General features: G+C 46.3%; 8 protein-coding genes. 6 read left to right on the forward strand and 2 right to left on the reverse strand.

The features are described 5' to 3' along the window. Window positions 1-163: 163 nt before the first annotated feature. Both BBG47_RS19445 and BBG47_RS19450 read right to left on the reverse strand, forming a co-directional pair. Window positions 164-1831, reverse strand: coding sequence for an alpha-amylase family glycosyl hydrolase (locus tag BBG47_RS19445; protein WP_254659874.1), 1668 nt, complete (start codon window positions 1829-1831; stop codon window positions 164-166). A gap of 199 nt (window positions 1832-2030) precedes the next feature. Continuing rightward, complete coding sequence (locus tag BBG47_RS19450) at window positions 2031-3056, reverse strand: LacI family DNA-binding transcriptional regulator (RefSeq protein ID WP_065293085.1); 1026 nt, start codon at window positions 3054-3056, stop codon at window positions 2031-2033. A 286-nt stretch (window positions 3057-3342) separates the two neighbouring features. Between BBG47_RS19450 and BBG47_RS19455 the strand changes: the two genes are divergently transcribed. The 6 genes from BBG47_RS19455 (at window position 3343) to BBG47_RS19480 (ending at window position 11871) form a co-directional block, all read left to right on the forward strand. Further along, entirely contained in the window at window positions 3343-4629 is a 1287-nt protein-coding gene (locus tag BBG47_RS19455; protein ID WP_065293086.1) for a sugar ABC transporter substrate-binding protein, read from the forward strand. A 199-nt stretch (window positions 4630-4828) separates the two neighbouring features. Continuing rightward, window positions 4829-6151 carry a carbohydrate ABC transporter permease gene (locus tag BBG47_RS19460; RefSeq protein ID WP_065293095.1) on the forward strand — a complete coding sequence of 441 codons (1323 nt, stop codon included), beginning with the start codon at window positions 4829-4831 and terminating at the stop codon, window positions 6149-6151. Next, window positions 6148-6990, forward strand: a complete 843-nt coding sequence (locus tag BBG47_RS19465; RefSeq protein WP_065293087.1) for a sugar ABC transporter permease — start codon at window positions 6148-6150, stop codon at window positions 6988-6990. Before BBG47_RS19460 ends, BBG47_RS19465 begins: the two co-directional genes overlap by 4 nt. Before the next feature lie 188 nt (window positions 6991-7178). Continuing rightward, a complete protein-coding gene (locus BBG47_RS19470; protein WP_065293088.1) occupies window positions 7179-9629 on the forward strand; it encodes a glycoside hydrolase family 31 protein in 2451 nt (816 codons plus the stop codon). A gap of 403 nt (window positions 9630-10032) precedes the next feature. Further along, window positions 10033-11133, forward strand: a complete 1101-nt coding sequence (locus BBG47_RS19475) for an ABC transporter permease (protein WP_065293089.1) — start codon at window positions 10033-10035, stop codon at window positions 11131-11133. Further along, window positions 11134-11871 (forward strand): ABC transporter ATP-binding protein, encoded by a 738-nt coding sequence (locus tag BBG47_RS19480; RefSeq protein WP_065293090.1) that lies wholly within the window; start codon window positions 11134-11136, stop codon window positions 11869-11871. The last annotated feature ends 271 nt before the right edge of the window (window positions 11872-12142 follow it).

Here is a 12142-nt window from a genome sequence, read left to right on the forward strand (position 1 = left end):
CCTCCCTTAACATGGTCGTATTAATCAGAACATCATTAACAATTAACAATATGAATAAAATAAGCGAATAGCTTTTCATAGCTAACCTAGCCGAAACAGAAAAACATCGCCAGCGCTAGACAACTGCACTCCATTTCACCAGAAGCCTATAAACTCCAAATGTCTATGGCGCTAACACGATCGTACTGTATGGCGGAAGTGTACAAGCTCCATCCTTCAGAGCAGCGCCGTCCACACTAGAGAACACCAATGTCTCCAGTACAGCAGCCGTGTCCGCTGACAACTGTATCTGTTGCTCCTTGCCGGACAAGTTGTGGAGCACAAGACGCGCATCTTCCTTCGTTGCACGGTAATAGCCGGCTACTTCAGAGATGTTCGTTTTATACGATTGAATGCCGCCTTGCTGCAGCACCTTATCCGAATTGCGATACGCAATCAGCTTTTTGTAATGATTCCACAGTGAACTCGGATCCTTCATCTGCTGCTCTATAGGAGTCACCGTTTTATTTGAAGAAGCAGGCTCCCATGTAGTCATCCCTGCACTTTTCTCATCTGCCGTCCATTTCATTGGCTCACGTAGGCGTTCGTCAGGCTTCAAGCCTAGCATGCCGATTTCTTCACCATAATAAATAAATGGATTGCCTGGCAGTGTCAGCAGTACGGAAGCAGCCATCTTGGCATGATTCACATTGCCTTGAAGCTCGCTCATGACCCGATTCTGATCATGATTTGTCAGGAATGGAGCGTCGACGAACTTGCCGTCTGACTGCTTACTGTAAAACGTATAGATACGGCTCATCATCGAACCGATATCGGAATCCTTCTCATCCTGCACCATCGAAATCATCCGCTTCGCCATATCGAAGTTGAATGCGGAGTGCAGTCCATCCTTAAAGAAGGGTCCAATAACCGCTGGAGAATCCCATACCTCGCCAACGAGATAGGCTTCAGGATTTACCTCTTGAACAGCTTGGCGGAATTCCTGCCACCATTTTTGATTGTTCTGCACGACATCTGGATTCTGACTCGTATTGTAAAAGTCCTCATATACATGCTTGGCTGCATCCAATCGGAAGCCATCTACACCTAGATTCAGCCAGAATTGTGCTGCTTTTTTGATTTCGGCTCGCACCTCAGCATTGTCCATATGCAGATCAGGCATGCCTTCCCAGAAGACACCGAGATAATGCTTTCCGTCTTTCTCATGCCAAGCCTGCTGTCCCCAAGCGCCTCTTGTTGCTGGATCAAGCTTCAAGTCCTCGGCCCACATATACCAATCACGTTTTGGATTGTCTTTGCCTTTCATTGATTCCTTGAACCACGGATGCTCGCTGCTCGTATGATTGACCACGAAATCCATCACAATCTTGATGTCTCGCTTATGGGCCTCTTCAAGCAGACGCTTAAAGTCGTCCATCGTTCCGTAGTCCGGATTGATTCCGTAATAGTCCGTTACATCATAGCCATGATAAGACGGGGAAGGATTGATTGGCATTAACCAGAGGTGCTTAACCCCAAGCTCCTGCAAATAATCAAGCTTCGCCGTAACACCGTTTAAGTCACCGATTCCGTCTCCGTTCGTGTCGTAGAAGGAGCGAACGAAAATTTCATAGTAGACCCCATTGCTTGTCCCCATCGGCGTCAACGCATCAGCCAGTTTCAACTTGCTTGTAACTGTCCCCAAAGCAGCTTCGGTAGATTTATTGTCCTGTACGGTCTTATCCTCAGAAGGAGCAGTCGCCTGCGACTGGCATCCTGCAAATACGAGAGAAAAGGCCGACACGAGAAATGCCGTTCGTAAACAATTCATCCACTTGCTAGATATGGCCATGAGATCATTCTCCTCGTTGCAGGTTATATCGATGTATTTCAAACTATAGAGTTGATCCGATTGATTCAATTACACATATGTCCACAACCTCAAGCAACAGCGACCGCTCGAACAACTACAGACAGAGCTACGAACAGCACTATTCACAGAACTATTCACAGAATTACTCATAGATCTACTAAACTATCGTTCATACAGACTATTCTGATGCAGGCGTTTGCACAGAATCTCTCCAAATAATTTGATGCGGGATAAGAATCCGGGCTTGATCAAAGCCATCGCCCTTAATGCGCTGTACAAGAGCTTGCACCGTGGATTGACCCATCTGATGCGTACCGATATCTACACTAGAGATTTGCGGCAAGCACATTTCAGCCAATAGCGTATTATTGAAGCCCACAACACTGAAGTCTTCAGGAACACGCAGCCCGTTGTTCCAAAGCGTACGGATAATGCCGAATGCAACCACGTCGTCGATGGCGATAATCGCAGTAGGGCGCTGCTCCAGCTGAAGGAGCTTTTCTGTAATCTGGCCCGCGGATTCCGGAGTGAATGCGCCTTCAAATGTATAATCGCAGTCAAAAGGAATACCGGCCTCCAGCAAGGCTTTGCTGTAGCCATCCAGACGATCCTTAGACACGGTTAGTTCGAACGGGCCGCTGACGAAAGCAATTCGCTTATGTCCAAGCTCGATCAAATGACGAGTAATGGCTTGCGATGCTGCAATATTATCGTTATCGACAGAAGTAACATCGGCATAATGCTCACTGCGTCCAACGAGTACGAATGGGAACTTCTTTTCATGCAAGAAAGTGATGCTCGGATCTTCCTTATGTGCAGTCAATAGGATAATGCCATCTACCTTGCGGCCATGTACAAGTCTCTCGACTGCTTTAATTTCTTCCTCTTCATTTGTTGCTGAGGTCATCAATACATCGTAATGGCATGCCGCAGCTTTACTCACAATCCCGCGAATAATTTCGGAGAAGAATTGGTTTTGGAACAACTCATCCGCAGGGCGGGGGAGGATAACGCCAATATTATTCGTGGTTTTCGTAACAAGACTTTTCGCCATCACGTTCGGGTGATATCCGAGTTCATCCATGATTTTACGTACTTTACGGCTTGTCTTCTGACTGATACGAGAGTCATTGGAAATAACACGCGATACCGTAGATGGAGACACGCCGGCTTTCTCAGCTACATCTATAATGGTTACTGCCATAATCGAAACCTCACTTAATAATGGAAAATATTCCGTTGATGTCCCAAAGTATAATGCAAAAAAAAGTTTTATGCAAACGCTTTACATGGATAGGCATAGTGTGTATAATTCGATTTGAAGGTAACCGTTTACAACACTATAACTAGCAAGGAATCATTTTTTTTACTTCATTGTGCAAAGGTTTGCATAAATATAGCGCAAATGCTTGGAAATACAGCATCAGCTTTCACCTTTGCGCATTGACCATGCAGATCCTGTACCAGAATTGAAAGGGGCTATTTCTAACATGAAGAAATGGGTAGCAATGTTGTTGTCAGTCATGATGGTCTTTACAATCACAGCATGTTCCACAGGCGGGAAAGATTCCTCCTCTGCGAACAACAACCAAACGACGAATGAGGAAACAGCGAATAACGGTGCAGGCGACGAAGAGCTGAAGCCGGAAGAGGGCGCATCCCTTCTCGTATGGGAAAGTAAAGAATCTCGCACGTTTATGGAAGAAATCGCGAAGCAATTCAAAGAGAAGTACAATGTTGACGTGAAATACGAAGAAGTAGCAGCACCTGACCAAGTAAACAAGCTGATGAATGATGGACCAGCTGGCATCGGGGCAGACGTAGTCGTATTCCCTCACGACAACTTGGGTAAGGCGGTTACAGCCGGACTTCTTTTGCCGAACGATTACTTTGAAGAGCAAACGCGTGCACAGAACTCTGAATTGGCAATCAACGCAACAAGCTACGACGGCATGTTGTACGGCTATCCGCGTTCCGTAGAAACACTCATCATGTTCTACAATAAGGATCTTGTTCCAGAAGCACCTAAGTCAATGGAAGAAGTAATTGAGCTTTCGAAGAAAATGAATGACTTGAAAAATAAAAAATATACGTACATGTGGGAAATCGGAAACTTCTACTATGACTACTTGTTCCTCGCTTCCACGGGAGGATATATATTCGGTAAAGAAGGCACTGACAAAACAGACGTTGGCTTGAACAACGAAGGCGCATTGAAGGGTGCTCAGTTCCTGCAAAACTTTGCGAAGCAAGTGCTTCCACTTACGACGTCTGACGTAACAGGCGATGTTAAGAAAGGTTTGTTCGCGAACGGCCAATTGGCAATGAACGTCGACGGGCCTTGGGCAATCCAAGACTTGAAGAAAACAGGCATTAACCTTGGTGCAGCTCCAATTCCTAGCATTGACGGTCAACCGTCCAAGACATTCTCTGGTGTAAAAGCTTGGTATGTTAACTCTTTCACGAAATATCCAAATGCAGCAAGATTGTTTGCAGAATTCGCTTCCACGAAGGAAGCTCAATTGAAGAGCTATGAATTGAACGGTCTTGTTCCTTCTAATAAAGAAGCAGCAGCAGATCCAAAAGTAACAAGCGATCCATTCACAGTAGCTGTACTTGAGCAATTCAAGAACTCCTACCCAATGCCGGTTATCCCTGAGATGGGCAACGTATGGAGCCCAATGGCTGCAGGCTTGGCAGACATTTTGAATAAAGGCAAAGATCCTAAGGCAGCGCTTGATAACGCCGTTAAACAAATAAAAGATGCGATCAAGTAAGGAGTAACACAAGTGGCCCGGGGAGTGAATCACGCTTGCCCGGGCTGTTTGTTAGACAGACCTCCTAGATATATGCCTACCAGCATACTTATTGGATAGCTAATGGAGAGTAGGAAAGGAGAAAGGCGATATGAGCACTACACAATCGGTGTCGACAACCGCAAACCATACGAATAGTTCTTCGCAAGAGCCGTCGCCAATGAAAGCTTCGCCTGGCACAGGCAAGAAGGCAGCTGTGTTGTCTGCTCTGTTCTGGGGATTGGGGCAAATCTTTAATCGTCAGTACCTCAAAGGTATTTTGCTGATGCTGCTTGAAGCAGTCGGATTGTTTTACCTGATTAACAATTTGCCGCGAGCAGTATGGGGTATCTATACGCTCGGAACACAAACATCACAATTTGTGAAGGTAGGGAGAATCGCCAAGAAGATTCATGGCGACCATTCCATTCATTTGCTGATTACAGGGTTAATTACGCTACTCGTCTTCTTTATCTTTGTATGGATTTATGTGCTTGTCGTCAAAGATGCGAAGGCAGTAGGGAAGCTGCGGGAAGAAGGCAAAACGCCGAACAACTTCCTTGAAAGCTTGGCTTATGTCAAAGAAACAAAGTTTGCTTACTTGTTCCTGGCACTGCCGGCAACAGCGGTATTGTTCTTTACGATCATGCCGATCATCTTTATGATTTTGCTTGCTTTTACAAACTATTCGGCGCCGGATCATGTTCCACCAGAAAAATTGGTTAGCTGGGTCGGATTCCAGAACTTTGTCGATCTTCTGCAACTCGGTACATGGAGCGGCACATTCTACGGCGTACTGACATGGACCATTATTTGGGCAGTTCTTGCTACTGTTACCTGCTACTTCGGCGGTATTCTGGTCGCACTCTTGATTCAACAACCGGGTGTGAAAATGAAGACCATGTGGCGCACAATCTTCATCATTCCGTATGCAATTCCGCAATTATTGTCTTTCTTGATCATGCGCAACATGTTTAATGGAGAATTTGGGCCTATTAACCAATACTTGAGCTACTTCGGCTTAGGTAAGCTTCCATGGCTCTCTGATCCTTTCTGGGCGAAAGTAACGGTATTGATTGTCAACATGTGGGTAGGTATTCCGGTTACGATGGTACTCGTTATCGGGATCTTGACAACCATTCCTAAAGATATGTATGAAGCGGCTGAAGTTGACGGCGCAACCGCATGGCATAAATTCAAAGCCATTACGATGCCGATGATTCTTTACTCAACAGCACCAATTCTGATTGGGCAATTCGCAGGTAATATCAACAACTTTAACGTTATCTTCTTGCTGACGAACGGCAACCCGCCGAATGGTGAGTACCAGTATGCGGGCAGCACCGACTTGCTTGTTACTTGGCTCTATAAGCTGACACTCGATAACAACAAGTACAATATCGCAGCAGCGATCGGTATCATCATCTTTATTATTGTTGCATCCTTGTCGATCTGGAGCTACCGCCGGACGAAATCATTCAAAGAGGAGGACATGATCCAATGAGTACAGGAGCTAAGAAGAAGTCGCGTATTCGTCTCGCTTTCAGCTATTTGATGCTTATTGCTATCACGATATGTGTACTGTACCCGACGATTTGGATTGTTATGTCATCCATTCGTCCAGGTACGTCCATTTATAGTGAATCGCTGATTCCAAGCAATCCAACATTTGAACACTATATCAGTCTGTTCACGTCTAAGGAATATCAATATGGGCTTTGGTATTGGAATACGTTAAAAATTGCGTTTTGCAACATGGTATTTGGTGTCATTCTCGTCGTCATGACGGCATATGCATTATCGCGGTTTCGGTTCTATGGCCGCAAAAACCTCATGTCCGGGATGCTCGTTATCGGTATGTTTCCGGGCTTCATGAGTATGATCGCAGTTTTCCTCTTGTTGCTGCAATTGAACATGCTCGATACACATCTTGCATTGATTCTCGTCTATTCAGCAGGCGCACCGCTGGGAGCGTTTGTGGTCAAAGGATTCTTCGATACGATTCCGAAGAGCTTAGAAGAATCCGCTCGTATTGATGGTGCGACGCACTGGATCGTATTCCGTAAAATCATGCTGCCATTGTCGAAGCCAATGATTACGTACGTAGGGCTGATGACATTTGCCGGCGCATGGGGCGACTTTATTTTCGCTAAACTTATCATTCGTTCCAAGGAAAACTACACACTTGCGATTGGTCTGTACGATATGGTTAACAATGCGTCTACGAACTTTACGATGTTTGCAGCAGGTGCGGTATTAATCGCAGTTCCGATTGCACTTCTTTATCTGTACCTGCAGCGCTTCCTCGTGGAAGGCTTGACAGCAGGTGCAAGCAAGGGCTGATGAGCCTGTGGTATGTGCAGGGAAAAATGAGTTTTAAACTTAGGTAGAAAGTCCGCTTTGCATCAAGGAGAAGGTTGCATGAACTCCATGAGTAAATGCAAGACTCGATGCCCGGTTGCATCGTAAATGATCTCGTGATCAAAAAGCGGACGATACAAATTCTAGGGTAGAACAGCGGAGGGATTATCATGCAAGATACTAGTGCAGCTATACATCCGGACAATGCAAGTGAACAGACACATACACAGACAGGTGTACAGCTAGGAGCGATCTCTCGTGTTGCTGAGCAAGATGGTTCGTTATGGCTAGTCGGTAAATACTTCAATCTCGCAATCACTTCAGTTGGTGCCGGAGTAATCCGCATCAAGACATATAGAGGACATCAGCCGGACTGGAAGACGTCCCTGGCAATCGTGAACAAGGACAGCCGTACTCCACAAGCCGTGAAGTGGGCTACTACGGATGAGCTTGTGTCCATTACAATTGGTCATACGCTTCTCGAAGTGAATCGTCAATCCGGTGCGCTTCGCATTTGCAATGAGAACCAGCCGAATGTGGAATTGGTTAGCCTGCAGCGCAACCGTGAATCCGTGGGTGACTATACAGCATTTGTTGCCTTGGACAAGGACGATCATATCTACGGACTCGGTGAGAAAACAGGATTCCTCGACAAGCGCGGCGAGCGCTATACGATGTGGAACTCCGACGTATATGCACCGCATGTGCCGGAAATGGAAGCTTTGTATCAATCCATTCCATTCCTAACAGTATTGAACCAAGGCAACAGCTATGGCTTGTTTTTGGATAATCCAGGCAAAACCGTATTCGACATGCGTACGTTTGCCGATATGGCGATGATGCAAACATGGACAGGCGAATTCGATTTGTATTGGATCGAAGGGCCATCGATGAAGGATGTTATTATCCGCTACGGTGATTTGACAGGACGTATGCCACTGCCGCCGAAATGGGCACTTGGATATCACCAATCCCGTTACAGCTACATGGATGAGCAGGAAGTATTGAACTTGGCTCATACGTTCCGTGAGAAGGAAATTCCATGTGATGTTATCCATCTCGACATTCACTATATGAACGGATATCGTGTCTTCACATTCGATGAGAATCGTTTCCCGAATCCGAAGGACATGATGGATCAGCTCAAGGAGCTTGGCTTCCACATCGTGCCGATCGTCGATCCAGGCGTGAAGAAGGATCCGTTGTACGCGGTATATATGGAAGGTGTCGACAACGACTTTTATTGTAAGACAGCGGAAGGCGAAATCTATACAGGGCCAGTATGGCCTGGAGAGAGTGCATTCCCAGACTTCACGGAATCACGCGTGCGTGACTGGTGGAAGGAGAAGCAGAGCTTCTATACCGAACTCGGCATCGATGGCATCTGGAACGACATGAACGAGCCAGCAATCTTCAATGAAACGAAGACGATGGACGTGAACGTCATTCATAAAAATGAAGGCGACCGCAAGACGCATGGTGAAATTCACAATTTGTACGGCATGTTCATGTCCCAAGCAAGCTACGAAGGCTTAAAGGCGTTGCTTGAAGGCAAGCGTCCGTTCGTCTTGACACGTGCAGGCTACAGCGGTGTGCAGCGCTATGCAGCCGTATGGACAGGCGACAACCGCAGCTTCTGGGAGCATATGTCTATGGCAATGCCAATGGTATTGAACCTGGGTGTATCCGGTGTTCCGTTTGCAGGTCCAGATATCGGTGGATTTGCACACCATACTAGCGGCGAATTGCTTGCTCGCTGGACGCAAATGGGCGTATTCTTCCCATATGTCCGCAACCATAGTGCGATCGATATGCTTCGTCAGGAGCCATGGTCGTTCGGTGAAGAAATCGAGAAGATCTGCCAGCAGTACATTTCGATGCGTTATGAATGGATGCCTTACCTGTATCACTGGTTCTATGAAGCTTCAACAACAGGGCTTCCATTCATGCGTCCGCTTGTATTGGAATACCCGACAGATCCTGAAGTATACAACCTGTGTGATCAGTTCTTGGTCGGCGATTCGGTTATTATCGCACCGATTTATCGCCCGAATACGCAATATCGTTCCGTATACTTGCCAGAAGGCGAGTGGGTGGACTACTGGAGCGGGGAACGCTTTGCAGGCAAGCAGCATATTCATGTGCATGCACCGCTTGAGAAGCTTCCGATCTTCGTTCGCTCAGGAGCTATTCTGTTGCAAGGGCCGGTACGTCAGCATGCAGGCGAGAAGGCTGCAGAAGAGTATGTGGCGGCAGTGGCTTACTTGCAAGGTGCAGGCCATACTTCTCAATTGGAGTGGTATGAGGATGACGGCTTGACGTTCGAATACGAGAACGGCAAATGGAACAAAATGCTGATCCAAGTGACAGAGTTCGAACAGTCAATTCTGTTGTCTGCGGAATATACAACACGTGGCTATGAGTCCGAGCGCGACAGCATCTGTTTCCGTCTGATCGGTCTTGCATCTGCTCCGAAGAGCGTTGGCGAACTCGGCGAATCCGTATCTGCTGAGCAGTTGGCTAAGCAAGCGTCTGGTTGGAGCTATGATGCAGCACGTCAGGAGCTTCGTGTGAAGCTTCCAGAGAGCGCGGCTCGTATCGAATTGAATGTAACAATGTAATTGCTATAATTGCTACAAGAATAGGAGCGGGTATTTATCTCATCATGGGGTAAATACTTGCTCTTTTTTTGTAGGCAAACGATCGCCTCTTCACTTGGACAATGAATTTGTGCTCCGTATCCACAGTGAACTTGTTCCTTCATAAGTACTAGTATTATTGCTTTCCCCATTCAATAATGATCAGGTGTCGAACACGCTGACAACTTTAATTCTTCCTTCTATAATAAGTCGAACTGTAATCGGATGTTCATATTCGGTTCATGAAGCCTATCTACAATAAGAACATGTTCACAGAGAAGTTCGGTTAGAGCTTGACTCGGAATACCGAAGCAGAAGAGGCTTGCTATGCGGTAGGTCGCTGCCTTTGAACTTGAATTCTGTAGTAGATAGGAGTGAATGAGAGATGTTCTTGGCGATTCGAGAAATGAAGCATGCCAAATCGAGATTTATGCTCATCGGACTCATTATGGTGCTGGTTGCCTGTTTGACGTTTATCGTATCAGGGCTTGCAAATGGTCTATCAGCTGCAACAACGTCAGCCATTAAGGAAATGAATGCAGACTATCTTGTCTTCCAAGCAGATAGCGATAATAAATTGAATCGTTCCTCGCTGAAAGAAGAGAAGCTTGATGAGATCAGAGCACAAGAGGGAGTAACGGCTGCAGCTCCACTTATTCAGACGATGCTAACAGTGGCGTCAGAGCAGGCGGACAAAAAAGTTGATGTAACCCTGTTCGCAATTGAACACAACAGCATCCTTATGCCGAAGGTTACGGAAGGAAGATCATTGTCCGGAAGCGGGAACCATGAGGTTGTAGTGGATGCGTCGCTTAAGACGAAGGGTGTCAAGCTGGGAGATACGCTTCATATTAAAGATACTGACGCAGTTTTGAATGTAGTAGGTTTTGCGGAGCATCAGTCGATAAGTCATATGCCGGTCGTCTTTATGGACATGGAGGGATTGAAGTCGCTTATGACTTCCCTTGACCAGCGAATGCCGCATCTAAATGCAGTAGCGGTTACTGGAGATGAAGCAATCAAACAGACTCTTGCTGATAAAGTAGAAGGAATTCAGCTCGTGACGAAGCAGGAAGCGCTGAAGGGGATTCCAGGATATAAGGAAGAACAGAGCTCGCTTTCCATGATGCTGTCCTTCTTAGTAGTGATAGCAGCGTTTGTTCAGGCCGTGTTCTTCTATGTTATTACGTTGCAAAAAACGAATCAGTTCGGCGTTCTTAAGGCGATTGGGGCGAGCACCTCTTACCTGGCTACCAATCTAATAGGTCAAGTGGCACTGCTTGCGATTGTATCGGTTGCGCTCAGTATTGGGTTAACCTTCGGGATGACCTCTATGTTCCCGGATACGATGCCGTTTGAATTGGGAGTAGGTGTACTTGCGCCATACTCGGCACTGCTTATCGGGGTCTCCATCGTAGGCGCGTTATTGTCACTTCGTCGAATTGCGAAGGTAGATGCCATAGAAGCGATTGGGAGGGTGGAGTAGATGACAGATATACTCGTAATGGATCAAGTATGCAAAAGCTATGGGGAAGGGGACACTGTAGTAACGGCTCTTAACCAAGTATCGCTTCGTGTGGGCAAAGGTGAGTTTGTTGCGGTTGTAGGCCCATCGGGCTCGGGGAAAAGTACGTTCCTCTCCATTGCAGGTGCACTGCTTACTCCAACGAGCGGCCGCGTTATGATTGGAGGCACGGATGTTACTGCTGTATCTCCGGGAAAGCTTAATCGTGTTCGGTTAGAGCATATCGGGTTTGTGTTTCAATCCTCTAATCTAGTGCCTTATCTAACGGTAATTGACCAACTACGTCTAGTGGCGAAGCTGGCGAAATGCAGTGACCAGATTGCGAATGATAGAGCGGTGGAACTGCTGAAAGAAGTGGATATGGTGCATCGCATGCATCACTATCCGGATAAGTTGTCTGGCGGAGAGCGGCAGCGTGTTGCGATCGCACGAGCGATGATGAATGACGCTAATCTTATACTAGCAGATGAACCAACAGCGAGCCTTGATTCCAAGCGGGGCAGAGCAGTAGTGGAGATGCTCGCTGCCGAAGTGAAATCTAGACAAAAAGCTGCTGTCATGGTCACCCACGATGAACGTGTGCTCGACTTATGTGATCGGATCGTTACGATTAAGGACGGTGTTTTGATTTCCGGAGACGGAGAGCATTCTCATAATACAGTGAACCAAACAGACAGAATGACAGCGCCTACTAGGTAATAAGGATGAAGGGCGGCATATTATATACCGCTCTTCATCACTTTATATCAAATGTAATTTTTTTCTTGTTGCAAGTATGGGGGGATATATGATAAATTATTTCTTGTCACTTCGACACGAAACTTGTTGAAAGAAACAACAAAAACAACTTCAAAAAAAGTTGTTGACAAGAAAATGTCGATTGGATATAATAATTAAGCGCTGATGACACAAGACATTAGCTGCTTAAATAGAAATACAAGTTCTTTGAAAACTGAACAACGAGCAACGT

The organism is Paenibacillus sp. KS1 (assembly GCF_001680695.1).
GTDB lineage: Bacteria > Bacillota > Bacilli > Paenibacillales > Paenibacillaceae > Paenibacillus_B > Paenibacillus_B suaedae.

What these genes read in the sequence shown, in the direction of transcription:
- BBG47_RS19445 (WP_254659874.1), bottom strand. Translation starts at nt 1,831, where the DNA reads ATGGCCATATCTAGCAAGTGGATGAATTGTTTACGAACGGCATTTCTC.
- BBG47_RS19450 (WP_065293085.1), bottom strand. Translation starts at nt 3,056, where the DNA reads ATGGCAGTAACCATTATAGATGTAGCTGAGAAAGCCGGCGTGTCTCCA.
- BBG47_RS19455 (WP_065293086.1), top strand. Translation starts at nt 3,343, where the DNA reads ATGAAGAAATGGGTAGCAATGTTGTTGTCAGTCATGATGGTCTTTACA.
- BBG47_RS19460 (WP_065293095.1), top strand. Translation starts at nt 4,829, where the DNA reads ATGAAAGCTTCGCCTGGCACAGGCAAGAAGGCAGCTGTGTTGTCTGCT.
- BBG47_RS19465 (WP_065293087.1), top strand. Translation starts at nt 6,148, where the DNA reads ATGAGTACAGGAGCTAAGAAGAAGTCGCGTATTCGTCTCGCTTTCAGC.
- BBG47_RS19470 (WP_065293088.1), top strand. Translation starts at nt 7,179, where the DNA reads ATGCAAGATACTAGTGCAGCTATACATCCGGACAATGCAAGTGAACAG.
- BBG47_RS19475 (WP_065293089.1), top strand. Translation starts at nt 10,033, where the DNA reads ATGTTCTTGGCGATTCGAGAAATGAAGCATGCCAAATCGAGATTTATG.
- BBG47_RS19480 (WP_065293090.1), top strand. Translation starts at nt 11,134, where the DNA reads ATGACAGATATACTCGTAATGGATCAAGTATGCAAAAGCTATGGGGAA.